Origin of the sequence: Mycobacterium lehmannii (assembly GCF_001499925.1) — a bacterium.
GTDB classification, from domain to species: domain Bacteria; phylum Actinomycetota; class Actinomycetes; order Mycobacteriales; family Mycobacteriaceae; genus Mycobacterium; species Mycobacterium lehmannii.
This window is the reverse complement of sequence record NZ_LQIR01000009.1, coordinates 13,424-39,680: the sequence shown is the minus strand read 5'-3', so window position 1 is coordinate 39,680 and position 26,257 is coordinate 13,424. Positions and strand designations below refer to the sequence as shown.

Genomic DNA, 26,257 nt, shown 5'->3' with positions numbered 1-26,257 from the left:
GCGCTAGGTGCGGTGGCGCACCACGACGCGGCCGCCGTCCTTCGGGGTGAACGCGATCCCGCGGAAGTGCACCTTCTCGTCGGGCGCATTGTCGGTCTCGATCACGAAGTGGCGCAAGACTGTTCGCAGGACGACATCCATCTCGACGTTGGCGAACGCGGCGCCGATGCACCGGCGGGTCCCGCCGCCGAACGGCACCCACGCCGTCGGCGGACGCTTGCCCAGGAACCGGTCGGGATCGAAGCGTTCGGGGTCGGGGAACACGTCCGGGTTGGCGTGCATGTTCGCCAGCGCGACCATCACGGTGTAGCCGTGGGGGATTCGCCACTCGCCGGCGTCGAAATGCGGTGCCAGCACGTGGCGCCCGGAGAAGTCGATGACGGTCCGGTTGCGCTGCAACTCGTTGATGAAGGCCTGGCGGTACTCGTTGCCGCCGGCGTCGTTCTCCTCGACCAGTTTGGCCAGCACCGCGGGATGGCGGCGCAACCGTTCGAACGCCCAACCCAGCGTCGACGCGGTCGTTTCGTGGCCGGCACCGAGAAGGGTGAGCAGCTCGTCGGAGATGTCCTGGTGCGACATCGGGGTGCCGTCCTCATAGGTGCTGCCCAGTAGCAGCGCCAGGATGTCGGTGCGCTCCTCGCGGGCGGGGTCGGCCTCGGCCTTCTCGATCAGCGCGAAGACGGTGCGATCGAAGTTGCGCCGGAACGTCTCCAGGCGACCCCAAGGGGTGTAGGGCCCGGTCTTGAAGGGTGGTTCGGGCAACGTCGCCATGCGCGAACCCAGCTTGGCCCACGGCGGGATGATCTCGCGCAGATAGTCCAGTTCGGCCCCGTCGGCCCCGAACACCGTGCGCAAGATGACGTTCAGCGTGATCCGGTTCATCGGTTCGAGCGTCGCGAACTCGACGCCCTCGGGCCAGGTCGCGGTCTCGCGGAGCGTCTCCTCCTCGATGATCTTCTCGTAGTTCTTGATGCTCTGGCCGTGGAACGGCGGTGCGAGCAGCTTGCGGCGCTTGCGGTGCTCGACGCCGTCGAGCGCGAACACCGAACCGGGGCCGAAGATCCGACTGAGGTTCGGCTGCACGTTGATCAAGTCGTCGGTGCTCGCGAGATACACGGTGCGGATCAGCGCCGGATCGGCGATCACCACGCTGCGACCGAAGAACGGCACGTTGATCGCGAACACCGGACCGTATCGCTTGAGCGCTTTGCCCAGGAACCAGCGGCGGAAGCCCGCCATCAGCACCATCTGAACGGGTTTGGGCAGCGGTACCGCCGGCGGCAACTTGCCGGGTGTGACCGGTGCTTGCTGGTCGGCGGCGGTGGCGTTCGTCATCGGTTCCTTCACTCCTCCTGCGCGAGCGGTGTCTTGCGGCGGTGCACCACGATGCGGCCGCCGTCCTTCGGGGTGTAAGCCACGCCGCGCGAGTGCGTCTTCTCCGCAGGCGCCGCGGTGGTGTCGATCACGAAGTGGCGCAATACAGTGCGCAGCACCACATCCATCTCGACGTTGGCGAACACGGCGCCGACACAGCGGCGGGTGCCTCCGCCGAATGGGATGAAGGCGAACGTCGGCGGTCGCTCGTCGAGGAAGCGCTGGGGGTCGAAGCCCTCGGGATCGGGAAACTCAGCGGCCCTGTCGTGCATCAGCGAGATGCTCGCCAGCATCGTATAGCCCTGCGGGACAACCCATTCGCCCAGCTCGAAGGTTGGCGAGTAGACGTGTCTGCCTGCGAAGTCGATCACCGTGCGCGACCGCTGCACCTCCGCGAGGACGGCCTGACGATAGTCGTTGCCGTCGGTCTCCGCCTCGGACACCAGCTTGGCAAGGACGTCGGGATGGCGGGTGATCCGCTCGAACGCCCAAGCTAGTGCCGAGGCGGTGGTCTCGTGTCCGGCGGCAAGGAGCGTCAGCAGCTCGTCACCGATGTCCTTGCGGGACATGGCGGTACCGTCCTCGTAGGTGCTGCCGAGCAACAGCGCCAGAACGTCGGTCCTCTCGTCGAAGCCGGGGTCGGCCGTCACGCGGTCGATCAGCTTGTCGATGACCTCGTCGTACTGCCTGCGGTACTCGGCCAACCGTCCCCACGGACTGAACCGACCATAGGTACGCGACGGCGCGGGCAACGACGCCAGCCGCGAACCCAGCGTCACCCACGGGGGGATGATGCGGCGCAGGTCGTCCAGCTGCTCACCGTCGGCGCCGAACACCGCACGCAGGATCGCGTTGAGGGTGATTCGCATCATCGGCTCCAGGGTCGGAAACGCTTGGCCCTCGGGCCAGTTCGCGCATTCGCGCAGGGTTTCCTCTTCAAAGATCGCCTCGTAGTTCCTGACGCTCTTACCGTGGAACGGCGGTGTCAGCAGCCGCCGTCGGCGCCGGTGTTCGGACCCGTCGAGCGCGAACACCGAACCGGGGCCGAGCACCCGCGACAGGTTGGGCTGAATGTTGCCGACGTCGTCGGTGTTGGCCATGAACATCTGCTTTGCCAACTGCGGGTCGCCGACGACGACCGTGCGCCCGAAGACCGGAACGTTCATCGTGAAGACAGGGCCGTAGACGCGGGCGAATTGGGCGACGGTCCAGCGCCGGGAGACCGCGAAGGCCAGGCCCAGAAGCGGCTTGGGAATCGGCGCCTTCGGCGGCAGCCTGACCGCGGCAGGCGATGGCGCCGCGGGTGTGGGCGTATCGACGACCAAAGCTTCGCTCATGACGCTCCCAGCCTGTTCCCCGGTACTACGATGTACCGTAGGTTCGTGTAGTACGGTACCGCTTGGTACCAGCAGGCGCAAGGCTGTCGAGGAGGCGGTATGACCACTGCGCTGGACAACGGCGCGCATACCGCGGCCGACGGGGCGTTCCGCGACCGCCTGCTCGACGGTATGGCCGCCTCGATCACCGAACGGGGCTATCGCGACACCACCGTCGCCGACATCGTGCGGCAGGCGAGAACCTCCAAGCGCACGTTCTACGAACAGTTCGCGAGCAAAGAGGAATGTTTGATCGAGCTGCTGCGGCGAAACAACGAGACGATGATCGCCGGGGTGCGTGCAGCGGCGGACCCCGATGCCGACTGGCGGGCCCAGATCCGCTCGGCGGTGACCGCCTACGTCGACCACATCGCGGCGCGACCGGCCATCACGCTGGCGTGGATCCGCGAGGCGCCGGCACTGGGCGCCGTCGCACATCCGCTGCATCGCGAGGCCATGGAGAATTTCACCGACATGCTGGTCGACATCAGCAGCACGCCGGGCTTCGAACGCGCTTCGCTGACTCCGATATCGCGTCCGTTGGCGCTCATCATCCTTGGCGGCCTGCGCGAGCTGACCGCGCTCTTCGTCGAGGACGGCCACGATCTGGGCGGCATCATCGAGCCGGCGATCACCGCGTCGGTGGCGATCCTCGGCTCGCGCTGAGGATCAGTTCAGGATCAGCCGCGCCGATTTCTCCAGTCGCTCCGCGATTTCGGTGTACGACGCATATCCCATGCCCGCGCGCACCAGCGCACCGGAGTACAGCATCTCCAGCGTGTCGATGACGTCGGGATCCGTGTCGGCGCCCAACGCCGCGGCCAGCCGGTCGCGGATCTCGCGGCCGATGCGCAGCCGCAGCACCTCGACATCGGGGTCCCGACCCAACAGCGCCGTCGTCACCGCACCGGCGAAGGCGGGCTCGTCGGCGACCAGCAGGGCGATGTGGCGCAGCACCTCGATGACCCGTGCTGCGGGGTCCTCGGACTCGTGCGCCGCCGGTGGAGATGCCGCGAGCCTGCGCCAGAACACCTCGGCGACAAGGTGTTCCTTGGAGGAGAAGTAGGTGTAGGCGGTAGCCGCCCCGACACCGGCATCGGCGGCCACGCGGCGCACCGTGAGACCGGCGAACCCCTCGCGGTTGAGGAGTTCCACCGCGGCGCGGCCGAGGCGGTCGACAGTGTCGGCTTGTTTGGCGGTCAGACGGCGCCGAGTCGACTCCAAGGCCGTGTCGGACACATGTCCGGACGCTACTACAACACCCCTGCACCAGCAACGATCCGCGCCGAGTAGGTTCGTTACCGATGCGCACCACAGACGAACTCTTCGCCCTTGCCGAGCAGGTCATCGGATTCATGCCAGCCGACGAGGGCCGGGCCCTGTTCGACGCGGCCGTGAAGTATCTCGGCGACGGCATCGGCGTCGAGATCGGCACGTACTGCGGCAAGTCCACCGTGCTACTCGGCGCCGCCGCACAGCAGACCGGCGGCGTGATCTACACCGTCGACCACCACCACGGCTCCGAAGAACACCAGCCGGGGTGGGAGTACCACGACGAGTCGATGGTCGATCCCGTCACCGGCCTGTTCGACACGTTGCCGACGGCTCGGCACACGCTCGACGCCGCGGGCCTCGACGACCACGTCGTCGCGATCGTCGGCCGGTCACCGGTGGTGGCGCGGGGATGGCGAACTCCGTTGCGCTTCCTGTTCATCGACGGCGGCCACACCGAGGAAGCCGCACAGCGCGATTTCGACGGCTGGGCCAGATGGGTGGAGGTGGGCGCGGCGCTCGTCATCCACGACGTGTTCCCCAACCCCGACGAGGGCGGGCAGGCGCCGTTCCACATCTACCAGCGGGCGTTGAACACCAACCATTTTCGCGAGGTCTCGGCAACCGGATCCATGCGGGTGCTCGAGCGCACGGACGGCGTCGCCGGCGAGCCGCTGGGCTAGCGGTCGCTGGTCGCGCACTCGCAGTCGTATTCGCCTTCGAGGCCGCGCGGAAGGTCTGCTCCCCGGAAGATCCCGCTGGCTGCCGACGTCGACGACAGCGCGTCGGCGGCCAGAATCATCGCCGCGCCGGTCCACGTCGTACGTTCCTCCGGCCAGCGCTTGCCGTCGGCGAACACCAGACCCGTCCAGTAGGAGCCGTCGTCCTCACGCAGATGGTGCATCGCGGCGAACTGCTCCCTGGCGCGCACCGCGTCACCCATCGCGTCCAAAGCCAGCACCAGCTCGCAGGTTTCGGCCCCGGTCACCCACGGCCGGTCGTCGACGCATCGGATACCCAGTCCGGGAACCACGAAGTCGTGCCACCGCTCGTCGATCCGCATCCGCGCCGCGGGACCGCGCACCGCGCCGGTGAGCACCGGGTAGTACCACTCCATCGACCAGCGGTCCTTCACCGTGAACGCCTCGGGATGGTGGGCGATCGCGTGGCCGAGCCTGCCGACCGCGACCTCCCATTCCGGCTGCGGGTCGTCGAAGTAGTCCGCGAGCGCCAGCGCGCACCGGATGCTGTGGTAGATGCTCGCGCACCCCGTCATCAGGGCCTCGGATTCGATGGTCGAAGGGCTTCTCGCCCACGCGATCTCACCGCCACTGAGCTGCATGCCGAGCACGAAGTCGATCGCCTTGGTGACCACCGGCCACATCGTCTCCGCGAAGCGGCGGTCACCGGTGACCAGCACGTGGTGCCACACGCCGGTAGCGATGTAGGCGCAGAAGTTGCTGTCGCTGTTGGCGTCCTCGATGACACCGTTGCGCAACTGGATGGGCCACGATCCGTCGCGGCGCTGGTGCGTGCGCGACCACTCGAACGCCGCACGGGCCGGCTCCAGCAACCCGGCGACCGTCAGCGCCATCGCGTTCTCGATGTGATCCCACGGATCGGTGTGGCCACCGTCGAACCACGGCAGCGCACCCGAGGACTCCTGGGTAGCAGCAATCGATTTCGCGGTCTGACGGCACTGTTCGGGTGTCAGCACCCCGGGAACGCCCGGGACGCCGTCGAGTTTAGGTGTCAGCACCGGCACCCACCGGTTTCGTGAAGTACAACGCGACGCTCTTGCCGATCAGCGGGTTGAGCAGCGACTCGGCCGTCCGCGTCAGCCACGGGCGGCTCATCATGTCCCACACCAGCATCCGGTGGTACGCCTTCACCGCGACGTGATCCGAATTCTCGGTTCCCACCGCGCATTTGAGCCACCAGTACGGGGAGTGCAAGGCGTGCGCGTGATGAGTGTGCTCGAGTCGAAGGCCATGGGCGAGCACCTTGTCGCGCAGCCGGTCGGCGTGATAGATCCGCACGTGCCCGCCCTCGTTGGCGTGGTACTCGTCGGACAACACCCAGCACAGCTTCTCGGGGAGCCACCGCGGCACCGTGACGGCAAGCGTTCCGCCGGGCTTGAGCACCCGGACCAGCTCGGCGATCGCCTTCTCGTCCTCGGGCACGTGCTCGAGGATCTCCGAGGCGATCACACAGTCGAAAGTGCAGTCGGCATAAGGCAGATCGAGCGCGTCGCCCTTGACCGCCTCGGCCTTGGCCGTCGGCGGCGCCTCACCCTGCTCGCGCATGGCGGTCAGGATCTCGTCGACGTCGTTGAGGTCGGCGGCGCTCTGGTCGAACGCGACGACGTCCGCTCCGCGCCGGAAGGCCTCGAAGCTGTGCCGGCCCGCGCCGCAGCCCACGTCGATCACCTTCGTGCCCTCGCCGACGCCGAGCCGGTCGAAGTCCACCGTCAGCATGCGCCGACCCGTTCGCGCGCCTTCTCGTAGACCGCAACCGTCTGCGCCGCAACCGATTGCCAGCTGAACACCTCCACCGCGCGCTTGCGTCCGTTCGCACCGAGGCGCGCCAGCTCACGCGGTGAGTCGAGCAGTTCGCCGAGCACCGCGGTCAATTCGTCGACGTCGGCGGGCTTGACCAGCCGGGCGCAATCGCCGTCGGCACCCACCACCTCGGGCAGCGCACCGGCGCGGCTGGCGACGATGGGCGTGCCGCTGGCCATCGCCTCCACCGCCGGCAACGAGAACCCCTCGTAAAGCGATGGGATGCAAGCGACTTCGGCCGAGGCCAGCAGGTCGGCCAGCTCGCTGTCGGACAACCCGCTGGAGCTGTGCACGATGTCGGAAATGCCGAGCTCGGCGATCAGCTTCTCGGTGGGACCGTTCGGTTCGAGCTTGGCGACCAGCTGCAGTTCGAGATCGCGTTCGACGCGCAGCCGGGCCACCGCGTGCAGCAGGTGCCTGACGCCTTTGAGGGGAACATCGGCGCTGGCGATCGCGATGATGCGGTTGCGCACCCGTCGCTCGGCGGGCTTGAACATCGCGGTGTCCACGCCCAGCGGCACGACGTGCAGCTGGCTGGGCGCGACGCCGAAGTCCTCGGCGATGTCAGCCGCCGACGTCGACGACACGGTCAGCAGTTCGGGGATCTCGCAGGCCACCTGCTTCTGCATCTCGGCGAAGCCGTACCACCGTCGCACCAGCGGTTTGCGCCACCACTTGGCGGCCGCGACGTCGACCACCTTGTCGCGGGTGATCGGGTGATGCACGGTGGCGACCACCGGAAGGCCGAGGCCGGCGATCTTGCGCAGCCCGGTGCCCAAGCACTGGTTGTCGTGCACGACGTCGAACTCGTTGCGACGTTCGGCGAGCACCCGCGCGGCGCGCAGGCTGAACGTGCGGGGTTCGGGGAAGCCCGCCGTCCACGTGGTCAGCAGCTCGAGCAGGTCGATCGACGTCTTGATCTCGTTGGGCCACGGGATCCGGAAGGGATCGGGTTCCCGGTAGAGGTCCAGGCTGGGCACCTCGGTCAGCCGAACGCGGGGATCGAGTTCCTCCGGATAGGGCTGGCCCGAGAACACCTCGACCTCGTGGCCCAGGTCCGCGAGGCCGCGGGACAGGTAGCGGACGTAGACGCCCTGCCCACCACAGTGGGTCTTGCTCCGGTAGGACAGAAGTGCGATGCGCATGGTCAACTCAAGACGATGCGCAGAAGCGGCTGAATCCAGGGCCGGTGAGCTGGACAAATCGTGTCACGCAACAACTCCGAACCTTCTGGACATGTGTCCAGACTATAGTTTGACGTGCTAGCGGACGCAACGCGGCCGTGATGCCTTGACTATCACAGTGACCGGCGGTGCTGCCCGTCGGCCTCTCGGTTCCGCGGTCCGGTGACCGGGTATCCGCCGGTCATGAGCAGACATATCGAGGCGACCTTCCAGATCGCCAGCTGGGATGAGACGCCGTTCGAGAACGGCGACGAGGCCACCAAGCTCACCGAGGCCCTGGTCTCGAAACGCTACGAAGGTGACATCCAGGGTACGTCGACGACCAAGTGGCTGTTGGCCTACGGACCGGACAAGAGTGCGCTGTTCGTCGGCATCGAGCACGTCACCGGCACCATCGCGGGCGCGACCGGCGGCTTGGTGTTGCTGCACGACGGCGCCTACCGGGACGGCGTGGCCAGTGGAGAGGTGCGGATCGCATCGGGCACCGGCGGGCTGGCCGAAGCGGCGGGCAACGGGAAGTTCCGCGCCGACCCTGCGGGGGCGCTGACCCTGGACGTCGACGGTCTGGACATCGCGGTCACCTAGGCCGCAGGCGCTGCGGTAACCGACGCGGCAGCCCCTGGTGACGGGCGTGCGCCACCAGATAGTGGAATGACTCCCCCGAGCGGCCCCTTAAGATTGGCTGCGTGCAATCGGCCCATCGGCGTGACGTGAGCGTTTGCCCTGCGCAACGGGCGGATTTCAGTTTGCTGCCGGTGTGGTGGCACACCGCCGACCAGTCCGGCCGCCGGGGAGGTGCGTAGCGCGTGCGGCGCCTCTTCGAACGCGTCGGCGTGCTGACGGCGGTGCTGTTGCTGGCCTTGATCGCCGCCCCTCCGGCGACGGCGATCGAGCCGCCGACGATCGATCCCGCGGCCGTGCCCCCGGATGAGACCGGGCCGGATCAGCCGATGGAGCAGCGCCGGGTCTGCTCTGCGCCGACGGTGTTTCCGAACGCGAACTTCGCCGACCGGCCCTGGGCGAACGACTACCTGCGGTTGTCCGAGGCGCAGAAGTTCGCGACGGGCGCGGGCGTGACCGTCGCGGTGATCGACACCGGCGTCGTCGGCTCACCGCGGGTGCCCGCCGAACCGGGCGGAGACTTCGTCGACCAGGCCGGGAACGGCATGTCGGACTGCGATGCGCACGGCACGTTGACAGCGTCGATCATCGCGGGTCGGCCCGCGCCGAACGACGGCTTCGTTGGCGTCGCGCCCGACGCCCGCATCCTGTCGCTGCGCCAGACCTCCGAGGCGTTCCAGACGGTGGGGACGCGCCAGGACCCCAACGACCCGAACGCCACCCAGACCGCAGGATCGCTGCGCAGCCTCGCGCGCGCGGTGGTGCACGCGGCCAATCTCGGCGCGCAGGTCATCAACATCAGCGAGGCGGCCTGCTACAAGGTCACCCGCCCGATCAACGAGACCAGCCTTGGCGCCGCGATCAACTACGCGGTCAACGTCAAGGGCGCCGTCATCGTCGTCGCCGCGGGCAACACCGGCCAGGATTGCGCGCAGAACCCGCCAGCCGATCCCGCGGTTCCGACCGATCCGCGCGGTTGGAAGCAGGTGCAGACGATCGTCAGCCCCGCCTGGTATTCACCGCTGGTGCTGACGGTCGGCGGGATCGCCCCGAACGGCCAGCCGAGCACGTTCTCGATGTCGGGTCCGTGGCTCGGCGCCGCGGCGCCTGCCGAGAACCTCGTCGCGCTCGGCTACGACGGCAATCCGGTCAACGCGCTGCAGGGCCAGGACGGCCCGATCCCCATCAGCGGGACGTCGTTCGCCGCGGCCTACGTCTCCGGGCTGGCGGCGCTGCTCAAACAGCGCTTCCCCGCGCTCACGCCCGCCCAGATCATGAACCGGATCACCGCGACGGCGCGGCACCCGGGCGGCGGCGTCGACAACTATGTGGGCGCCGGGGCGGTCGACCCCGTCGCCGCGTTGACGTGGGACGTGCCTCCCGGCCCGGAGCAGGTGCAGTACCGGGTCAAGGAGCTTCCGGCGCCGGTGTTCACCCCGCCGCCGGATCGGGGGCCGATCACCGCGGTGGTCGTCACCGGAGCCGGGCTTGCGGCCGCGCTCGGACTCGGCGCGCTGGCCCGCCGCGCACTGAGGCGCCGATGAACAGGCTCTTCGGCATGTTCGGCCTGCGCTTCACGACGGGCCACGCGATCTGGGCGGCGGCGCTGATCCCCGCGACCGTTCTGGTGTTCGCCGAGCTGAATTTGTTGTGGCTCGGAATCACGCTCGCCGTGCTGATCGCGCTGGGCTCGGTGGTGACCATCCGCGGGCTGCGGATCACCGGTTGGGTGGCGGCGGTGTTCGCGTGGCGGCGCAGGCACCGCGACGTTCCGCAGCGTCCGTCGGAACCCGCGGTGGGCGCGACTGTGATGCCGGGCGATCACGTCGCCGTGCGATGGCAGGACGAGTACTTGACCGCGGCGATCGAACTGGTGCCGCGTCCGTTCACCCCGACGGTGATCGTCAACGGCGCGGCGTTCACCGACGACGTCGTCGACACCCGGCTCGTCGAACAACTCGTGGCCGCGCACTGCCCGGACGTCGAGGCCGACGTGGTGTCGTCGGGGTATCGCGTCGGCAAAACCGCTCCCGCCACGCTGATTTCGCTGTACGAACAGGTCGTCGGTCCGTATCCGGCTCCGGCGAACCGGCGCACCTGGATCGTGCTGCGCGCCGACCCCGAGTTCACGCGCAAGTCGTCGCAGCGCCGCGAGTCCGGGGTTGCCGGGCTTGCGCGGTACCTGGTGTCCTCGGCCACCCGGATCGCGGATCAGTTGGCCGGCAACGGAATCGACGCTCGCCCTGCGCGCAGTTTCGACGATCTCGACCGGGCCACCGAGATCAGTTTCGAGCGTGAGACGTGGTCGGCGATCAAGGGCCGCAGCACGTTCACCGCGGCCTACACCGCGCCGGGCGGACCTGACGTGTGGTGGTCGGCGCGCGCCGACCATACGATCACCCGGGTCCGCATTCGGCCCGGTGAGGCCCCACGCTCGACGGTGCTGCTGACCACGTTGGCCAATCCCGCCACACCACGCGGCTTTTCGTGTCTGTTCGGTGGGCAGCGGGCGGCTCTGCACGGCATCAGCCCGGTCGGCGACCGCCACTACGAGCTGCCGATCGGGTCGGCGGGGGTGCTGGTCGGTGAGACCGCCGACCGCTACCCCGTCTACATACCGTTCGACGACGTCGACGTGAGCATCAACCTCGGCGACTCCCGGCTGTTCACCCAGTTCATCGTGCGGTCGGCGGCGGCAGGTGCCGTGGTCACCCTGACGCCGCAGTTCAACGAGTTCGCCGGATACGTCAACGCCAGGATCGGGAACGAGGCCAAGGTGGCGTGGCCGCATGCGACGACGTACTTGAGCCCGCACCCCGGCCTCGGCCGGGTGATGTTGCGCAACAACTACATCGAGACGCCCCGTCATCGCCAATTGCCGATAAGGCTGATCAATCCGCGCGAGGAAAGCCGCTACCAGATGGTCCTCGAGGGCTGAGCCGACATGCGGGCGCAGGGGTAGCGATGGGCGAGATCCAGCGGGTCGAACCGGCGGAGCTCACCAAGCAGTCCGCAGAGATGCACGGGACGCAGTGGCACAACCCCGTAGCCGAAGCGGTGGTGCCGCCGGATGCGCTGCCGTCCTCGGCCGCCGCGGTCGCCAACCTGAACGCGAACGCGCAGTCGCTGATGGAGTTTCAGCGGTGGGCCGAGACGGAGAACCAGCGCATCGCCGAGATGCTGCAGATCGCCGCCGACGCCTACACCGAGGTCGACGAAACCTGCGGGCGAGCCATCGAGAACCCCAACCGACGGGCAGCGGTCGAGGCGATCGCGGTGCCCGCCCCGGCGACGCCGCCGCCCGCGCTTCCCCATCCGGTCGGCACTCCGCAGCCACTCGATGCGGCCGGCTACAGCGACGTGCACGAGACGCAGGCTGACCTGGTCGCCGGGGACAACGGTGCATCGCTGAAAATGGCCATGCTGCAATGGGGTCTGGCCAGTACCCGGGTGAGGGACGCCGCGCCGCGGCCGCCCAGCGGCGACTGGGAGGGCCGGGCCGCCGACGCCGCGTACGCCAGGATGGCCGAATTCAGCGGCTGGCTGGAACAACTCGCCGAGGGCTGGCACGACCTCGCGGAAGCGGCGGCGAAAATCATTGCGGCACATGATGCCGCGAAGGCCGAGCATGCGGGCATCCACACCGAGTACGTGGAGTTGGAGACCCGGCTGCGTGAGCTCGCGGCGCAGACGACGGTGGGCAACTCCGTCGCGACCTCCAACGAGATGGCCACGATCCAGAAGCGGCTGCAGGAGCTGCAGCAGCGGTCCGACGACGTGCGCCAGGACTATGCGAGCGGCGCGACCTTCTCACCCGTGCGGCCCGCGATGCCGTCCAGCTCCGACGCCGACAGCGCCGCCATCGTCGGTGGCCCCGGTGCGCAAACCGGCGGCGGTCGCGCGGCTATGGCGTCGTACGGCCCGCAGCGGTCCGGGACCGCGGACCGGGCCGAGGGTGCGGCGCGCCCGGGTGGCGCTTCTGCCGGAGGTCGCGCGCCGGCCGGCGGTGGTGCGCCGGCGGGTGGCGGTGCGCCCTCGGGCGGTGGTACGCCGTCGGGCGGCGGTGCGCCGGCTGGGGCTGCCGCATCGGGCCCGAAGTCGACCGATCCGCGAGTGCGCCCCGCTGCTGTCGGCGGTGCCGGAGCAGGCGGCGGGCGAGGCGGTGGCTCCGGCGGCGGTGGCATGCCTGCGACGCCGATGTCGGCCCCGGTAACCGCGGAGACGGTCGCGCCCGCCCCGACCGTGCCTGCCGCGGCGGGCGGCGCACCGGGATCATCGACGAACGGCCGCGCGGGTACGCCCATGGCCGGCGGTATGGCCCCGATGGCGCACGGTGCCGGCGCCCAACAGGGCAAGGAAAAGCGGCGCGATCCCCGAGTCACGCCCGACGAGGACCTCTACACCGAGGACCGGCCGTGGACCGAGGCGGTCGTCGGCAATCGCAGGCGCAGGGCGATCACCGACGGCGAGAGCCGAGACGACGCGTGAGCGACGATATGCACCCCGACGTCGCCGCCGTGTTGCGGCAGGCGCAGCAGTTGCAGTCGCTCATGGACGACCAGCTGGACCGGATGAACTCTCAAACCTTCACCGGCACTGACGAATTCGACACTGTACGAGTGACGTTGGACGGTCACCACCAGCTGACGGGCGTGGTCATCGAGGACGGTCTGCTCGGTCTGGGTGTCGAGGAGGTCCAGAAGCGGCTCAACGAGGCGCTGGACTCCGCGACGGCCGCGGCCACCGCGTCGCTGGAGGCCGACCGGGACCGGATCGACGCCGCCGTCGCCGACATCACCGACGGGAACCGCTAACGTACACCCTCTTTCGCGTACACCACGCGTAACACGTGGGCCACCTCCGGCCCCATCACCGTGTCGGCGAGTTCACAGAAGGTGGCCACGAACTGCGGCCCGTGCGGCGGCGCCGCCTCGCACAGGTGGTGTGCGATCTCGTGCAGCACCACCAATTCGCGCAGCGCCCAACGGGTCCGGACTTCGGGCACCGCGATGACGGCGCCGTCGTCATCGAGTTCGTAGTGAGCGGCGCTGGCTCCGCGCCTGGGCCGCACGCCGAGCGGGGCCACCCGCGGCCAGCGTCGCCGCACGGCGGGCATCGCCAGTACCTCGTCGACATAACGCTGCACCGACTCCACCGACGCGAACCGTGCCTCGGGCGGCAGGGTCAACGAGGTCCCGAAGAAGTCGATGGCGCGGTTGCCGTGCTCGGCGGCCCGGTCGAACAACGTCCGGACGAACTCCTCCGCGGCGTACACCTTCGCCCTCTGGGTGTCGCGCGGCGTCACGTCTCCCCGGAGGCGCGGCGCCCATTCCCGGGCAGCGCCGAACGCGCATTGGCGATTTCCGGGCTGGGCCCGAGCCTGGCCTTGCGGCCCGCGCGGTCACCGGCACGGCGGGCGGCCGAGGAGTAGCCGGCCGTCGCGCTGGTCGCCCGCCACGTCCCGCGCGCCTCGGAGGTTTCGCGATAGAAGTCGCGCAACTCGAGGTCCTTGTCCCGCAACGCGATCGCGGTGCCCGGCCGGCTGTCGCGGCTGTTCGTGGCCTCCCGGCGTGCTTCCTCCCGCGCCTCGACCAGTCGCTGGCCGATGCGGGCGCCGAACGCCAACTGGAAGTTGATTCGCGCGGTGATGGTCGGCGTGGGACGGTGGGCGCCCGACTCGATGTAGGCCTGCGAGGCCCTGACCATCTGCATGACCAGGCCCGCGTACAGCGCATGGCTGGCGTCGATGTCCTCGGGAAATCCGTAGGCGTAGACGAATGTCGAGTTCGACGCGACATCGCATTTCACGTCGTTGGCGTGCGCGATCACGGTGAACAACTGCACATACGTCCGCAGCCCTCGGGTGCCCGCGTTGCCGATCGTGATCGTGCGCTGCACCGGCATCTGCGCCTTCGTGCGCTGATCGGAGTGCGACCGCGCCACCGCCAGGTCGATGGAGGTGGCCGTCGCCAACCGCTGCGCCGCGGCCATGAATGCCTCCGCCTCGTGCGCGTTGTCGGTGCCCTCGGCCTGCCGCAGCAGTGCGGCGATGCGGGCCAGCATCTTGTCGTCACTCATGGCGCCAGATTAGGGCTGCTCGGCGACAAAGCGGTCCACCGCTTCGACAACCTGTGGAGAAAGCGGATCTTGGGAGGCGTAGTTGGCGACGTTGTCGCTCGGGTCGTCACGCAGCACGTGGTTGACCCCCTTGAGCTCCACGACCGTCAGCGCGGTGTGCCCAAGCGCGTCCGCGAGGGGTCGGATCGAGTCGCACGACGCCTGCGCGTCGGAGTCCGAACAGGTCAACAGCACCGGTGTGCCCGCGGGCACCTTGGCTGCCAGCGTCAGCGGGTCGATCTTGTCGGCTTCGACGACCGCGTTGACGTTGCCCGGGTTCAGCATCGCGCCCAGGCCCTCGGGCAGGTTCGCAGGCGCCGTCCCCGTGGTCCGGACCTGCTCGACGGCCGCCAGCCACGCGGACAGGGTCTCTGCAGCGCCGCCGGCGCGCACCCGGTTGGTGATCATGTCGAGGTAGCGGCCGGGCAGCGGCTGAAAGAGGCCGAGCGCGTGGATCTTTGGAGCATCGGCGTCGGTGTCGCCGGCCAGCGTCATCGCGTGGATGGTGCCTTCGCCCACCGCATAGACCGAGATGCGGGAGTCGTCGGTCCGCGACTGATCGGCCAGGTAGCGCACCGCGGCCTTCGCGCCCGTGGTGTAGACCGAACTGACCACCTCGGTGGGCCGCTGCGCGTACGGGCCGAGGCCGGTCTGGCCGGTGCCGACCTTGTCGTAACGCAGGCTGGCCACGTCGCGGTCCGACAACAGTTCGGCGAGTTGGCGCATGTTCCCGACCGGCCCGGCGACCTGGTTGTCGCCGTTTCGGTCCGTGGCGCCGCTCTCGGAGATCAGCAGCGCGGCGGGCCCCACCGTGTCGCCGGTCTCGTGCCGGTATGTGCCGTGGATGGTCAGGTCGTCGGCGGTGAAGGTGACGTCCTCGTCGACCCACTGCACGTCGCCCGAGGCCGAACATCCCGACAGTACGACGATCAGTGAAAGCGCCCCCGCGACAACTGCTTTCAAAGCTTGGCCTCGATCCACGAGGTGACGTCGTCGAGTACCAGGTCACGCTCGGGCTCGTTGAACACCTCGTGGTAGAGCTCGGGATAGACCTTCAGGTGCGCATCGGTCGATGCGACACACGCCAGCAGATGGCGGCTGCCCGCGACGGGAATGAGCTTGTCCTGTTCGCCGTGCACCACCAGCAGCGGCGCGGTGAGCGCGGACGCCCGCTGCGGCATCGTCTCGCCGACCTTGATCAGCGCCTTGGCCACCCCGGCGGGGAGCTTGCCGTGGTGCACCATCGGGTCGGCCATGTACGCGGCTACCACGTCGGGGTCCCGCGACACCGCTTCGGTGGGCAGTTGCTCGACGGGGAGGCCCGGCAGGATGCTGCCGAGGACCTTGGCGACCGTGATCATGGCCGGTGACACCGCCTCGTGGGCGTAGACGGCGGGACCCGACAGCACCATCGCGGTGTAGTCGTCGGGGTGCTCGACGCCGTAGGTGAAGACGACGCCGCCGCCCATGCTGTGGCCGAGGACGATGCGCGGCAGCCGGGGGTGCTCGTCGGCGACGATCGTCACCAGGGTTTCGAAGTCGCCGGTGTACTCGCCGATGTTGCGCAGGTAAACCCGTTTGCCATCGGAGCGCCCGTGGCCGCGCAGGTCGAGCGCGTAGGTGAGCAGGCCGGCCTGGCCGAACCGCTGCGCGACGTGGTCATACCGGCGGGCATGCTCGGCGTATCCGTGGCACAGCACGACCACGCCGCGCGGATCACCCTCGGGAGTCCACACGTCGTAGACGATGCGCACACCGCCGATACCGTCGAAGCTGCGTTCGCTGCGGGTCGTGGCCACGCAGCGAGACTATCCGTTGTCGGACCCACTGATTAAGCTCGGCGGCGTGACGGTCCTGGCCCACGATGTCGACGACAGCAGCGCCGAGGATGCCTTCCTGGCCGATGCCCAACGGTATCGCCGTGAACTACTCGCGCACTGCTACCGAATGACCGGTTCGCTGCACGATGCCGAGGATCTGGTGCAGGAGACCTATCTGCGGGCGTGGAAGTCGTTCAAAGGCTTCGAGGGCAAATCGTCGGTGCGCACGTGGCTGTACCGGATCGCCACCAACACCTGCCTGACAGCGCTGGAGAGCAGGCAGCGCAGGCCGCTGCCGACGGGCCTCGGGGCCCCGAGTTCCGATCCCCTCGACGACATCGTCGCCCGCGAGGAGGTGCCGTGGCTCGAGCCGCTGCCCGATCAGGCGGTTGACCCGGCCGACCCGTCGGTCATCGTGGGCTCTCGCGAATCCGTGCGGCTGGCATTCGTCGCGGCTCTTCAGCACCTCTCACCGCGGCAACGCGCCGTTCTGGTGATGCGCGACGTGCTGCAGTGGAAGGCGTCCGAGGTCGCCGAGGCGGTCGGCGCGTCGACGGCAGCGGTGAACAGCCTGCTACAGCGGGCGCGTGCGCAGCTGGACGCCGTAGGCCCGAGGGAGGACGACGAGCTGCGCGCGCCGGAGTCGCCGGAGGCCCAAGACCTGCTGACGCGCTATATCGCAGCGTTCGAGAGCTACGACGTCGACAAGCTCGTCGAGTTGTTCACCGCGGATGCCGTGTGGGAGATGCCGCCGTTCGACGGCTGGTACCAGGGCCCGGAGAACATCGTGGCTCTGTCGAAAACGCACTGCCCTGCCGAAGGGCCCGGGGATATGCGGTTCATCCGGACCACGGCCAACGGTCAGCCGGCCGCGGCGTTGTACCTGCTCAACCGGGAGACCGGGGTGCACGAGGCCTTCCAACTACACGTGCTCGACGTGACGGCCGGCGGAATCGCGCATGTCGTGGCGTTCCACGCCACGACCTTCGCCCCGTTCGGGCTGGCCGACACGGCCTGACCTACGGCTTGCGGCCCAGCGCGTACTCGTCGATGCTCAGGCCCTCCTTGGCCGCTTCTGCCCGCTCATAGGCGATGTCGTGCCGGTAGCCGAGCACGACGCTGGTGATCAGTGCGATCGAGATGACGCCCTCGGCGATGAAGAACGCCGCGAAGTCGATCAGCGAGCCGATCGGCGGCCCGCCGGGCACGGCGTTGCGAAGAGGTATCAATGCGAACAGGATCGCCGCCATCATCGAGCAGGCCGGCAGGACAAGGCCTCTGCGCCAACGCAGCGCGTAGTAGGACGCCGTGACCGCCGCCGCGGCCAACCCGAGCATGAGAACCATCACGAACACGGCGAACACCAGCGTCGGGGTGCTGCGCTTCATGAAGAGATCCGCGTCGACGCTGTCGCCTTCGACGTCCGGGTCGGCGCCCAGCGCGACCCGGAAGAACGAGTCGTTGTTGAACACGGTGAGCGTCGTGGGCAGCGCGGTGCCGTCGTCGGCCGCGATGTTGAGCCCCAGGAAGGCGCTGTAGCGATCGAAGGGGTAGTCGGTCGGGATCCCGACCATCCCGAACTTCTGCTCGATGACGGGCACGGTCTCTCCGCTCGGCAGGTTCACCGAGGGGTTGGTGAAGGAATTGCTCAGCAGCTTGGTGTCCAGGTTCAGATGGCCGTCTTCATCGGCGTACTTCCCGTTGGCCTCGACGTCGGTGATCGTCGCCGCCACCGTCGTCGTCTCGGTGTCCACCCGGTTCACCCACACGGTGAGGTCGATCCGGTCGGGCTTGTCGAAGTCGCCGAGCTGCAGACCGTCCTCGGCCCAGTGCCTGCTGGACGCGTACAGCGCGAGGTTGCCCGCCATCAGCAGCACCAGCGCCACAGCGAAGACCGCAAACGCCCGCACAGCGCGCCATCGCGGCGAAGGTGTGCTCATCGCGGGCAGCGTATTACGAAGGTGCGCCCCAAAGCGGCTCGACGCGCAGCCGGCCGGCCGACAGCGGTGCCTGCGATGGGCCGAAGCCCTCATCTGCGCAGTTCACAGCGGAGTTGACACCTGTTCTGCAACGTGTTCTATAGTCAGCGGCCATGAAGACCAAGGGCGCGCTGTTGTGGGAGCTCAACTCACCGTTTTCCATCGACGAGATCGAGATCGGTGACCCCGTCGCCGACGAGGTACAGATCCGCCTGCACGCCGCCGGCATGTGCCATTCGGACTACCACCTGACCACCGGCGCCACCCCGATCGGGCTGCCTGCGCTCGGCGGGCACGAGGGCGCCGGCGTCATCACCAAGGTCGGCAAGAACGTCACCGGTCTCGAGGAGGGTGACCACGTCATCCTCGCGTTCATCCCGGCGTGCGGACAATGCGCACCCTGCCTCAAGGGCCACCGCTCGCTGTGCGACCGCGGCGCGGTACTGCTCGGCGGCAAGGCGATCGCCGACGGCACCTCCCGGGTGCATGTGGGTAGCACCGAGGTCTCGCCGATGAACCTGCTCGGCACGTTCGCGCCCCACATGACGGTGCACAAGGACTCCGTCGTCAAGATCGACAAGGACATTCCGTTCGAGTCGGCCGCCCTGCTGGGCTGCGCGGTCCCGACGGGCTTCGGGTCGGCCACCAACGTGGCCGAGGTGAACCCGGGTGAGACCGTCGTGATCGTCGGCGTCGGCGGCATCGGCATGAGCGCACTGCAGGGCGCCGTCATCGCCGGGGCCCGCCACGTCGTCGCGATCGACCCCAACGAGTGGAAGCGCGAACAGGCGATCAAGTTCGGCGCCACCCACGTCTACCCGTCGATGGCCGAGGCGATCGCACCGGTCATCGACCTCACCCATGGCGTGATGGCCGACAAGACGATCATCGCCGTCGGGGACATGAAGGGCGAGTACATCGAAGAGGCACTGACGCTGACCACCAAGACGGGCACCTGCGTCGTGACGGGCATGGGCTCGATGATGGACGTCGACGTCAAGCTCAACCTGTTCCTGTTCACGATGTTGCAGAAGACGTTGAAGGGCAACATCTTCGGCGGCGGCAGCTCGCACATCGAGACCCCGAAGCTGGTCGGCCTGTACAAGTCGGGCTTGCTGAACATCGACGACATGGTCACCAGGACCTACCGCCTCGAGGACATCAACTCCGGCTACCAGGACATGCTCGACGGTAAGAACATCCGCGGCGTCGTCACCTACGACGAGGCGGACTGGTAGCCAGCCGGTCCAGCACCGCGTTCAAAACGTCCTCGAACGCCTGAAGCTGTTGTGGTGTGAAACCCTCGAACACCGTGCTGCGCACGAGTTCTGCGTGCCCCGGAGCAGCCCTCTGCAGCGCTCCGAGCCCACCGTCGGTGATCGATACGCTGGCGCCCCGCCGGTCGTCGTCGCTGCCGTGCCGCTCGAGCAGTGCGCGCCCGCGCATCCTCCGCAGCTGGTGTGACAACCTGCTCTGCTCCCACCCGAGCGCCTCGGCCAGGTCGTTGATGCGCTGCGGACCGCGCTCGGTTAGCGCGACGAGGACCTCGTAGTCCGCCAGCGACAGCTCGCAGTCACGTTGCAGTTGCCGGTGCATGGCCGTCTGCAGACGGCTCGTGACCGTCAGGTACTTCCGCCACACCTCTTGTTCGCGCCTCGTCAGCCACACGGAATACATGACACATCATCTATGTTGTCGCGTCCAGTAGCCCCCTTTAGGCTGGGCGCCGAGCGAGAGGTAAGCCATGACCGCCCCCACCGTCGACATCCGCCGGGCAGACAACCGCGCGAAGACCGCGATCTCCTGGCTGGACTCCAAGCACTCGTTTTCCTTCGGCAGCCACTACGAGCCGGACAACACCCATCACGGCCTGCTGCTGGTCAACAACGACGACATCGTCAAACCGGGTACCGGATTTGATACCCATCCGCACCGGGACATGGAGATCGTCACCTGGGTGTTGCGCGGATCGCTGGTGCACCAGGATTCCACCGGCCACTCCGGCGTGATCTATCCCGGTCTGGCACAACGGATGTCGGCCGGTCGCGGCATCCTGCACTCCGAGAAGAACGACTCATGGACCTTGACGGGCACCGAATCCCCCAGTGAGCTTGTGCATTTCGTCCAGATGTGGGTGATCCCCGACGAGTCGGGAATCGAGCCCGGCTATCAGCAACTCGAGATCGATGACGAACTGCTGTGCGGCGGTCTGATCACGATCGCCAGCGGTATTCCTGAACACCGGGACCAGACCGCGATCTTCATCCGCAACAAGTACGCCGCCCTGCACGGAGCGCGCATGCAGGCCGGTGACAGCGTCGAGTTGCCGCACGCCCCGTATCTGCACCTGTTCGTGCCCCGCGGCGAGGTCACGCTCGAGGGCGCGGGCCCCTTGGGTGAGGGCGACGCCGTTCGTTTCACGGGTACGGGTGGCCAGCGCGTCACCGCCACGACGTCGGCCGAAATTCTGGTCTGGGAGATGCATGCGAGTTTGGCTGCGGCATAACGCGATCGCCTGCATGGCAGGTGTGCTGCTGGCGACGGGCTGTTCGTCGGATTCCGGGCGAGCGCCGGCGCCGGACCCGCCCCCGGCTGAACGCTCGGCCACCGCGGAAGCGACCTCGGAGCTGTCCGAGGTGACCGTCGCCGTGGACCCTGCCCTGGCGCAGGCGCCGTTCGATGAGCCGCGTCAGGCGCTCGTTCCCGCCGGTTGGTCGATGGCGGTGTGGGCGCGCGTCCCGAAGGCGAGGCTGGCCGCCTGGGCACCTGACGGCGCGCTTCTGGTGTCGCAGCCCAGCACGGGCGTGGTGTTGCGGCTGCAGCCCACCGATGCGCAACCCCGCCAGTCGACCCTGCTCTCAGGACTCGACCAACCGCACGGGCTGGCCTTCGAAGGTGACACGCTCTACGTCGCCGAAAGCGACCAGGTCGACGCCTACACCTACGCCGACGGCGCGGCCACCGATCGCCGCACCCTGGCGGGGGATCTACCGGACGCGGGAAGTCCGGACCTGCGCGGCGCGTATGCCCACGCCCTCAAATCAGTCGCGATCGGCCCCGACGGCAGCGTTTACTTCTCGATTGGCTCGACGGGCAACATCACTGCCGCCGATCGCGACGCCGATCCGCCGCGCGCCACGATCATGCGGGTCCCGCCGGGCGGTGGCCCCGCCGAGCCGTTCGCGACCGGGGTCCGCAATGGGACCGGCCTGGCGATCGCGCCGGACGGAGCGGTGTGGACCGCCGTCAACAACCGCGACAACATCGCCGACCCGCAGACCGGCGAGGTCCGCCAGGATTACGTCAGCCTGCATCCGCCCGAATCGGTGGCGCGACTGACGCCCGGGCGCGAACTGGGCTGGCCCTTCTGCAATCCCGACGGTGGCCCGGCGCGGCTGCCGTTGATCCGCGACGTACAGACGAACGCCGACGGCAGCCGCCTCGACTGTGCGGCCCTGCCGCCGATCGAACAGAGCCTCGGCGCGCATGCCGCCCCGCTCGGAATGAGCTTCACCGACGGCGTGCTACCGGCCCCGTACTCAAGCGGCGCCCTCGTCGGCGTGCACGGGTCGTGGAACCGGGAGCCGCCGTATGCCCCCGAGGTGGCGTTCTTCGGCTGGCGCAACGGCGAACTCGCCGACAAGCAGAGGCTGGTCGGCGGGTTCCAGTCCGAAGACGGCTCGCGGTGGGGCCGACCGGTCGCCGCGGTGGTCGGGCCCGACGGCGCCGTCTACATCACCGACGACTACGCCGACGCGGTCTACCGGTTGGCCCCGCCGGGGCGTTAGCGGACCGCCGTGCCGCGCGTGGTCCCCGACCGCCGGCCGGTAATTCCGACGTAGATCGCGATCAGCACGATCGCCACGATGATGCCGACAAGGAACGGGATGACCTCCCACCCGCCGTTCGCGTTTGTATAGCCGAGCGAGTAGGTCAGCCAGGACCCGAGGAATGAGCCGAGGGCACCCAGAACGATCGTCATGATCACACCGATGTTCTGCTTGCCCGGCATGATGAGCCGCGCGAGCGCACCCACGATCAGACCGACGATGAGCGCGCTGAGGATGGTTCCGATCATTTCTGCTCCCTGTTCGTTGTCTGCCGCAGGCCGATTACCCGTTAACCCCGGTTTCAACGCGCAGGCACGATGAGATCGGATCGTGATGCCGCTGTGACGCAAGTTGACGGTGTTCAAGGTGAGATTGATGATGTCACCGTTTCATCGTCGTATTTGGGAGCCTCACGTGTCGGCGCGAACAGCAAACATCAGACGCTTCGCGGCAGCGGCCGCGGCGCTGTTGCTGTGCGCGGTGCTGTCTGCGGTCTTGTCCATGGCCCCCGCCGCCAATGCCGCCGGCGCACGCGAGAAACTCGCCACCGCGATCGCCAACACCCGAGGGTCCTATCTCGTTTACAACTTCGGCGGTGGCCATCCCGCCCCGATGCTCAACGCGGGCGGCGGCTGGTACGAGACCACCAGCGGCGGGCGCCTGATGATCATCAAGGCGGCCTCCACCCGGCTTGCGCCGCGTCTGCTGGTCGACTCGCACCGGGGTTATCAAGCGCGTTGCGAACGCGATCCCCGCGCCCGCACCGGGGAGGGGCTGTTGCAGGCGTCGGAGATCTTCACTCCGTTGCAGGCCTGGCAGGCGCTCGGACAGCCGACGATCGCGATCAACGCCAACTTCTTCGACGTGCGCGGCCAACGAGGCGGCTCGTGGAAGTCCACCGGATGCAGTTCACCGCTGGGCGCCTACGTCGACAACACCCGCGGCCAGGGTAAGGCGAACGTGGCGGTGACCGGCACCGTCGCCTATGCGGGTAAACAGGGGCTGTCCGGCGGCAACGAGCACTGGAAAGCGCTGTCCACCATGATCCTTCCGGTGGGCGGTGCGCCGTATGTGGTGCCGCCCGCCAGCCCTGACGACTACGACGCGGCTTCGCCGGTGGTACAGCGGCTGGTGGACGACGGCGTGCGGTTCGTCGCGGTCGCCGGTATCGGCCTGCTCGCGCCGGGCGACACCGGTCAGCTCAACGACGGCGGACCGAGCGCGGCGCGCACCGCGCTCGCATACTCCAAGGACAAGGACGAGATGTACGTCTTCCAGGGCGGGAGCTACACCCCCGACCAGATCCAGGATCTGTTCCGCGGGTTGGGCAGTGACACGGCGATCCTGCTCGACGGTGGCGGTTCGTCGTCGATCGTGCTGCGTCGAGACACCGGCGGCATGTGGACCGGCGCGGGCGTGCCCCGCGGATCCTGTGACACCCGGCAGGTGCTGTGCGATTCACGCGAACGCGGACTACCGAGCTGGCTCGCGTTCAACTAAACCGTCCACATCAAGCCGCGGCGCTGCTGGACCCCTCACCGGATGTGCCGGAGGTGGTGCCGGACGTGCTGCTGCCGGCGTCTCCGGTGGTCGCGCTCGGAGAGTCGTTGTCCGGCTTGGCATGTCGCGGTGACGATCCCGGTACCGCCTTGACCGGCTCACCGTTGTCGGGCTTGGCGTGCTTCGGCCCGGACTTGGCGCCGGTGTTCGGACTGAACTTGTTGCCCGGCTTGTAGCCCTTCTTCGTGTCATCGTCCTTGTCGCCGGTCGTGGTCTCCCCGGCCTTCGTTTCTCCGGTCTTGGTTTCTCCGGCCTTCGTTTCTCCGGCCTTCGTTTCTCCGACCTTGGTGTCATCGGCGGTGGTCTTATCGGCAGGGGTCTCGGAGGTCTTGGAGTCCTGGATCTTGGTGCCCGTCTCGCTCACCGTGGTTTCGCCGTCGCCCTCGGCGGCCTTCACGTCCTTGGTCGCGGTCTCTTCAATGCCGACCGCTTCCTCTACGGGCTTCTGAACGACGGCCTCGGCTTTGAGCTTGTCTGCGACCTTGTCGTCGGCCTCGTTTGCGACGACGTCGTCGACTGCCTCCTCGCCCTCCGGTTCGTCGGTCACGAGGGTGAGCATCCGCGCGCCGGAATCGGGCAGGTCGGTCGGCGAGGGTAGTTCGCCCTCCTCCTGCGCGGTGTCGGGGAGGAGTTCCTCGGTGGCCTCCTCCAGCGCCTCATCGACGATGTCGGTCAGCACACTGGTTGGCGTTGTACCCCAGAGGGATCCGCCCGTGAGGAACCCGAGCAGACTGGTCAGGACGTTCGGCGTGCCTACGGTCGGGTTGCCGCTGAAGAACTCCTTGAAGATGCCCTGAACCAACTGGTTGAAGATGACGCCCGGCACCTGGGCCCAGTCAACGTTGGGGAACGACATGAACGGCGTCGGGTCGCCGGCCTCGTCCAGTGACCGCTCGTAACCGCCCGTCTGCGGGTTGTAATAGACGTCGGTGTAGCCGAGGTTCACCAGGCTGGTCAACGCCGGCGCAAGCGCGTTGGCCACCATGCTGAACGGGTTGTAGCGCGCGACCCCTCCGAGCGTGACGAGGTTGAGCACGTCGGCGGCAAGATACAGCGGCTCGAGCAGCGGCAGGGTTGCCGAGCGCAGCGTGAGATAGAGGTTGACCGCGAGCGGATCGCCGTTCCGGATGCGCTCCGCGAGATCGTCGAGCTCCAGCAGCTGCTGGGGGTCGAGCGTGACGCCGCGAAGCATGTAGGTCGGAAGCAGGCCCGCAAAGAGGTTGTTGGCCAACGAGAACGGGTTCGGCCACGCGGCGAAGTCGCTCAGCATGTCGTACTGAACCGTCGCGTCGAGCTTGATCGGGATCAGGTTCGCACCGCCGACGGAGAGGCCGGTGCCGGGCAGCGGGGTGCCCCCGCTGTAGGAGGCTTCGGTCTCTGGGGTCACCGTCTTGATGCCCGCCAGGCCGAACAGAGGATAGAAGCGGGCGAACATTCCGCCGTTGGCCCGCCCGGGATTGCGCAGCAGGATCATCGGGAGGATGGTGATGCTACCCAGGAGCGGATGCTCGGCGGCGTTGTCCCCGCCCGGTTGATTGACCAGGTCGGCGACGATTCGCTCGTATGCCGCCCCGGCGGAGAAGGCGCCGAGCCCCATGCTCAGGACCACCGGCACCCGGACCTCGACGGCGTCGATGTCGGGGATGGGGATGTCGAGCAGGTCCAACACCGGATTCAGGATCTCCAGCTCGCGCAGCACTGACTCGAGGCTGACTTCCACGTCGAGGTACGGGGTCTTGTTGACCTCCTCGGCGATAGCGCGCGGCAGGCCGGGCACCCAACCGAGGTCGACTCCCAACAGCTTGAGCACGGTGAACACCGGGCCCGCGGTGATCACGTTGACCGGTCCGGGCAGGTTGGAGAGGTTGAACGGATCGCTGAGGTCGAGGCCGAGCAGACCGAACAGGCCGCCGATGGTTTCCGGCAGCGAGCCTGCCAGCAGGTTGCTGAGCTGCTGTTCCACGTCGGGGGTGAGTATCCCAAGGGGATCGATGAGTGCGCCCACGACTCCCGGTACGTCGATCGGTATCGCGCCGACAACGTCAGCGAGCAAACCTGGCGGTATCTCACCCAGCACCCCGCCAAGCAGGTTGTTCAGCACCGACTCCGGGTCGGCGCCGGCCGCCTGTGCCAGCACGGCGAGGTTGAAGTTCTCGACTACCAGCCGGATGAGCACCTCTGCGGCGACCTGGCCGAGGTCGTAGACCGCCGGACCGAGGCCGAACGTGAGGTCGGGGATCTCATCGGGTCCGGGCCACTGATTCACCGCCGCGGCCAGGTTGACGTGGGTATCTACGAGAGTCTTCGCGTCGTCGCTCGGCTCGGGCAGGGGTGCGGCGCCGACCGTGAGCGCCGTCGCCGTCGCAGTGGCCGCGCCGATCGCCGCGATCTTCTTGGAGGTGCGGCTGCGTTTGCCATGCCTGCCGTGTCTGCCAGCCACTGATCCGGTCCTTTCGAACGAAACAGCAATTTACGTGACCGTAACAGGCAGGCTCTCACGAGACTACGCTTTCAGCAAATTTGTTTGCTCGGTAAATAAGTTAACTTATCGAAGTAGACGGGT

Annotated in this window: 26 protein-coding genes; 12 read left to right on the top strand and 14 right to left on the bottom strand. The window is 68.1% G+C overall.

Annotated features, from left to right (window positions below):
• Positions 1 to 3: 3 nt before the first annotated feature.
• Positions 4 to 1,335: a cytochrome P450 gene (locus AU192_RS06835; protein ID WP_064395082.1), complete on the bottom strand. Its 1,332-nt coding sequence runs from the start codon at positions 1,333 to 1,335 to the stop codon at positions 4 to 6.
• Positions 1,336 to 1,343: 8 nt separating this feature from the next.
• Positions 1,344 to 2,711, bottom strand: coding sequence for a cytochrome P450 (locus AU192_RS06830; protein ID WP_064395039.1), 1,368 nt, complete (start codon positions 2,709 to 2,711; stop codon positions 1,344 to 1,346).
• A gap of 99 nt (positions 2,712 to 2,810) precedes the next feature.
• On the opposite strand from AU192_RS06830, the gene AU192_RS06825 reads away from it, so the two are divergent.
• Positions 2,811 to 3,416, top strand: coding sequence for a TetR/AcrR family transcriptional regulator (locus AU192_RS06825; protein WP_064395038.1), 606 nt, complete (start codon positions 2,811 to 2,813; stop codon positions 3,414 to 3,416).
• Between the two features lie 3 nt (positions 3,417 to 3,419).
• Here the strand turns inward: AU192_RS06825 and AU192_RS06820 are convergent, their stop codons facing one another.
• A complete protein-coding gene (locus tag AU192_RS06820; protein WP_064395037.1) occupies positions 3,420 to 3,989 on the bottom strand; it encodes a TetR/AcrR family transcriptional regulator in 570 nt (189 codons plus the stop codon).
• A gap of 65 nt (positions 3,990 to 4,054) precedes the next feature.
• On the opposite strand from AU192_RS06820, the gene AU192_RS06815 reads away from it, so the two are divergent.
• A complete protein-coding gene (locus AU192_RS06815) occupies positions 4,055 to 4,705 on the top strand; it encodes a class I SAM-dependent methyltransferase (RefSeq protein WP_064395036.1) in 651 nt (216 codons plus the stop codon).
• On the opposite strand, the gene AU192_RS06810 is transcribed toward AU192_RS06815, so the two are convergent.
• The 3 genes from AU192_RS06810 to AU192_RS06800 are packed head-to-tail and all read right to left on the bottom strand — an operon-like array spanning position 4,702 to position 7,728.
• Complete coding sequence (locus AU192_RS06810) at positions 4,702 to 5,781, bottom strand: MMP endo-(1,4)-3-O-methyl-alpha-D-mannosidase (protein WP_064395081.1); 1,080 nt, start codon at positions 5,779 to 5,781, stop codon at positions 4,702 to 4,704. The genes AU192_RS06815 and AU192_RS06810 overlap by 4 nt on opposite strands.
• Positions 5,768 to 6,499 (bottom strand): class I SAM-dependent methyltransferase, encoded by a 732-nt coding sequence (locus tag AU192_RS06805; protein ID WP_064395080.1) that lies wholly within the window; start codon positions 6,497 to 6,499, stop codon positions 5,768 to 5,770. Before AU192_RS06805 ends, AU192_RS06810 begins: the two co-directional genes overlap by 14 nt.
• On the bottom strand, positions 6,493 to 7,728 hold the full coding sequence (locus tag AU192_RS06800; protein ID WP_064395035.1) for an MMP alpha-(1->4)-mannosyltransferase: 1,236 nt from the start codon (positions 7,726 to 7,728) through the stop codon (positions 6,493 to 6,495). The genes AU192_RS06805 and AU192_RS06800 overlap by 7 nt, the downstream gene beginning before the upstream one ends.
• 222 nt (positions 7,729 to 7,950) lie before the next feature.
• Between AU192_RS06800 and AU192_RS06795 the strand changes: the two genes are divergently transcribed.
• The 5 genes from AU192_RS06795 (at position 7,951) to AU192_RS06775 (ending at position 13,202) form a co-directional block, all read left to right on the top strand.
• The gene (locus AU192_RS06795; RefSeq protein ID WP_064395079.1) at positions 7,951 to 8,352 is read left to right on the top strand and encodes a DUF3224 domain-containing protein; all 402 of its coding nucleotides are present in this window, start codon (positions 7,951 to 7,953) and stop codon (positions 8,350 to 8,352) included.
• 221 nt (positions 8,353 to 8,573) lie between these two features.
• On the top strand, positions 8,574 to 9,932 hold the full coding sequence (gene mycP, locus AU192_RS06790) for a type VII secretion-associated serine protease mycosin (RefSeq protein ID WP_064395034.1): 1,359 nt from the start codon (positions 8,574 to 8,576) through the stop codon (positions 9,930 to 9,932).
• On the top strand, positions 9,929 to 11,326 hold the full coding sequence (gene eccE / locus AU192_RS06785) for a type VII secretion protein EccE (protein WP_064395033.1): 1,398 nt from the start codon (positions 9,929 to 9,931) through the stop codon (positions 11,324 to 11,326). The genes mycP and eccE overlap by 4 nt, the downstream gene beginning before the upstream one ends.
• Before the next feature lie 26 nt (positions 11,327 to 11,352).
• Positions 11,353 to 12,876: a PPE domain-containing protein gene (locus AU192_RS06780; RefSeq protein ID WP_064395032.1), complete on the top strand. Its 1,524-nt coding sequence runs from the start codon at positions 11,353 to 11,355 to the stop codon at positions 12,874 to 12,876.
• Entirely contained in the window at positions 12,873 to 13,202 is a 330-nt protein-coding gene (locus AU192_RS06775; protein WP_120275471.1) for a YbaB/EbfC family nucleoid-associated protein, read from the top strand. Before AU192_RS06780 ends, AU192_RS06775 begins: the two co-directional genes overlap by 4 nt.
• Here AU192_RS06775 and AU192_RS06770 read toward each other — a convergent pair.
• The 4 genes from AU192_RS06770 to AU192_RS06755 are packed head-to-tail and all read right to left on the bottom strand — an operon-like array spanning position 13,199 to position 16,304.
• Positions 13,199 to 13,693, bottom strand: coding sequence for a TIGR04338 family metallohydrolase (locus AU192_RS06770; protein ID WP_064395031.1), 495 nt, complete (start codon positions 13,691 to 13,693; stop codon positions 13,199 to 13,201). The genes AU192_RS06775 and AU192_RS06770 overlap by 4 nt on opposite strands.
• Positions 13,690 to 14,466: a DUF2786 domain-containing protein gene (locus AU192_RS06765; protein WP_064395030.1), complete on the bottom strand. Its 777-nt coding sequence runs from the start codon at positions 14,464 to 14,466 to the stop codon at positions 13,690 to 13,692. The genes AU192_RS06770 and AU192_RS06765 overlap by 4 nt, the downstream gene beginning before the upstream one ends.
• Before the next feature lie 9 nt (positions 14,467 to 14,475).
• Positions 14,476 to 15,438 carry an alpha/beta hydrolase family protein gene (locus tag AU192_RS06760; protein ID WP_423202674.1) on the bottom strand — a complete coding sequence of 321 codons (963 nt, stop codon included), beginning with the start codon at positions 15,436 to 15,438 and terminating at the stop codon, positions 14,476 to 14,478.
• A 26-nt stretch (positions 15,439 to 15,464) separates the two neighbouring features.
• On the bottom strand, positions 15,465 to 16,304 hold the full coding sequence (locus AU192_RS06755) for an alpha/beta hydrolase (RefSeq protein WP_064395028.1): 840 nt from the start codon (positions 16,302 to 16,304) through the stop codon (positions 15,465 to 15,467).
• A 16-nt stretch (positions 16,305 to 16,320) separates the two neighbouring features.
• Between AU192_RS06755 and AU192_RS06750 the strand changes: the two genes are divergently transcribed.
• A complete protein-coding gene (locus tag AU192_RS06750) occupies positions 16,321 to 17,343 on the top strand; it encodes a sigma-70 family RNA polymerase sigma factor (RefSeq protein ID WP_064395027.1) in 1,023 nt (340 codons plus the stop codon).
• Position 17,344: 1 nt separating this feature from the next.
• Here the strand turns inward: AU192_RS06750 and AU192_RS06745 are convergent, their stop codons facing one another.
• Positions 17,345 to 18,265: a DUF4436 family protein gene (locus AU192_RS06745; protein ID WP_064395026.1), complete on the bottom strand. Its 921-nt coding sequence runs from the start codon at positions 18,263 to 18,265 to the stop codon at positions 17,345 to 17,347.
• A 152-nt stretch (positions 18,266 to 18,417) separates the two neighbouring features.
• On the opposite strand from AU192_RS06745, the gene AU192_RS06740 reads away from it, so the two are divergent.
• Positions 18,418 to 19,542 (top strand): NDMA-dependent alcohol dehydrogenase, encoded by a 1,125-nt coding sequence (locus tag AU192_RS06740; protein WP_064395025.1) that lies wholly within the window; start codon positions 18,418 to 18,420, stop codon positions 19,540 to 19,542.
• Here the strand turns inward: AU192_RS06740 and AU192_RS06735 are convergent.
• The gene (locus AU192_RS06735) at positions 19,517 to 19,981 is read right to left on the bottom strand and encodes a MarR family winged helix-turn-helix transcriptional regulator (protein ID WP_064395024.1); all 465 of its coding nucleotides are present in this window, start codon (positions 19,979 to 19,981) and stop codon (positions 19,517 to 19,519) included. The two genes, AU192_RS06740 and AU192_RS06735, sit on opposite strands and share 26 nt — an antisense overlap.
• A 67-nt stretch (positions 19,982 to 20,048) precedes the next feature.
• On the opposite strand from AU192_RS06735, the gene AU192_RS06730 reads away from it, so the two are divergent.
• Together AU192_RS06730 and AU192_RS06725 are read left to right on the top strand one after the other, a co-directional pair.
• Positions 20,049 to 20,810 carry a pirin family protein gene (locus AU192_RS06730; RefSeq protein WP_064395023.1) on the top strand — a complete coding sequence of 254 codons (762 nt, stop codon included), beginning with the start codon at positions 20,049 to 20,051 and terminating at the stop codon, positions 20,808 to 20,810.
• Complete coding sequence (locus AU192_RS06725) at positions 20,788 to 22,092, top strand: PQQ-dependent sugar dehydrogenase (RefSeq protein WP_064395022.1); 1,305 nt, start codon at positions 20,788 to 20,790, stop codon at positions 22,090 to 22,092. The genes AU192_RS06730 and AU192_RS06725 overlap by 23 nt, the downstream gene beginning before the upstream one ends.
• Here the strand turns inward: AU192_RS06725 and AU192_RS06720 are convergent.
• Entirely contained in the window at positions 22,089 to 22,382 is a 294-nt protein-coding gene (locus tag AU192_RS06720; protein ID WP_064395021.1) for a GlsB/YeaQ/YmgE family stress response membrane protein, read from the bottom strand. The two genes, AU192_RS06725 and AU192_RS06720, sit on opposite strands and share 4 nt — an antisense overlap.
• Positions 22,383 to 22,512: 130 nt before the next feature.
• On the opposite strand from AU192_RS06720, the gene AU192_RS06715 reads away from it, so the two are divergent.
• The gene (locus AU192_RS06715) at positions 22,513 to 23,634 is read left to right on the top strand and encodes a phosphodiester glycosidase family protein (RefSeq protein WP_082694934.1); all 1,122 of its coding nucleotides are present in this window, start codon (positions 22,513 to 22,515) and stop codon (positions 23,632 to 23,634) included.
• Positions 23,635 to 23,644: 10 nt separating this feature from the next.
• Here AU192_RS06715 and AU192_RS06710 read toward each other — a convergent pair whose 3' ends face one another.
• Positions 23,645 to 26,134 (bottom strand): hypothetical protein, encoded by a 2,490-nt coding sequence (locus AU192_RS06710; RefSeq protein WP_064395019.1) that lies wholly within the window; start codon positions 26,132 to 26,134, stop codon positions 23,645 to 23,647.
• Between the last annotated feature and the right edge of the window lie 123 nt (positions 26,135 to 26,257).

What these genes read in the sequence shown, in the direction of transcription:
- AU192_RS06815 (WP_064395036.1), top strand. Translation starts at nt 4,055, where the DNA reads ATGCGCACCACAGACGAACTCTTCGCCCTTGCCGAGCAGGTCATCGGA.
- AU192_RS06795 (WP_064395079.1), top strand. Translation starts at nt 7,951, where the DNA reads ATGAGCAGACATATCGAGGCGACCTTCCAGATCGCCAGCTGGGATGAG.
- AU192_RS06835 (WP_064395082.1), bottom strand. Translation starts at nt 1,335, where the DNA reads ATGACGAACGCCACCGCCGCCGACCAGCAAGCACCGGTCACACCCGGC.
- AU192_RS06725 (WP_064395022.1), top strand. Translation starts at nt 20,788, where the DNA reads ATGCGAGTTTGGCTGCGGCATAACGCGATCGCCTGCATGGCAGGTGTG.
- AU192_RS06740 (WP_064395025.1), top strand. Translation starts at nt 18,418, where the DNA reads ATGAAGACCAAGGGCGCGCTGTTGTGGGAGCTCAACTCACCGTTTTCC.
- AU192_RS06800 (WP_064395035.1), bottom strand. Translation starts at nt 7,728, where the DNA reads ATGCGCATCGCACTTCTGTCCTACCGGAGCAAGACCCACTGTGGTGGG.
- AU192_RS06780 (WP_064395032.1), top strand. Translation starts at nt 11,353, where the DNA reads ATGGGCGAGATCCAGCGGGTCGAACCGGCGGAGCTCACCAAGCAGTCC.
- AU192_RS06745 (WP_064395026.1), bottom strand. Translation starts at nt 18,265, where the DNA reads ATGAGCACACCTTCGCCGCGATGGCGCGCTGTGCGGGCGTTTGCGGTC.
- AU192_RS06765 (WP_064395030.1), bottom strand. Translation starts at nt 14,466, where the DNA reads ATGAGTGACGACAAGATGCTGGCCCGCATCGCCGCACTGCTGCGGCAG.
- AU192_RS06715 (WP_082694934.1), top strand. Translation starts at nt 22,513, where the DNA reads ATGTCACCGTTTCATCGTCGTATTTGGGAGCCTCACGTGTCGGCGCGA.
- AU192_RS06735 (WP_064395024.1), bottom strand. Translation starts at nt 19,981, where the DNA reads ATGTATTCCGTGTGGCTGACGAGGCGCGAACAAGAGGTGTGGCGGAAG.
- AU192_RS06720 (WP_064395021.1), bottom strand. Translation starts at nt 22,382, where the DNA reads ATGATCGGAACCATCCTCAGCGCGCTCATCGTCGGTCTGATCGTGGGT.
- eccE (WP_064395033.1), top strand. Translation starts at nt 9,929, where the DNA reads ATGAACAGGCTCTTCGGCATGTTCGGCCTGCGCTTCACGACGGGCCAC.
- AU192_RS06825 (WP_064395038.1), top strand. Translation starts at nt 2,811, where the DNA reads ATGACCACTGCGCTGGACAACGGCGCGCATACCGCGGCCGACGGGGCG.
- AU192_RS06830 (WP_064395039.1), bottom strand. Translation starts at nt 2,711, where the DNA reads ATGAGCGAAGCTTTGGTCGTCGATACGCCCACACCCGCGGCGCCATCG.
- AU192_RS06805 (WP_064395080.1), bottom strand. Translation starts at nt 6,499, where the DNA reads ATGCTGACGGTGGACTTCGACCGGCTCGGCGTCGGCGAGGGCACGAAG.
- AU192_RS06730 (WP_064395023.1), top strand. Translation starts at nt 20,049, where the DNA reads ATGACCGCCCCCACCGTCGACATCCGCCGGGCAGACAACCGCGCGAAG.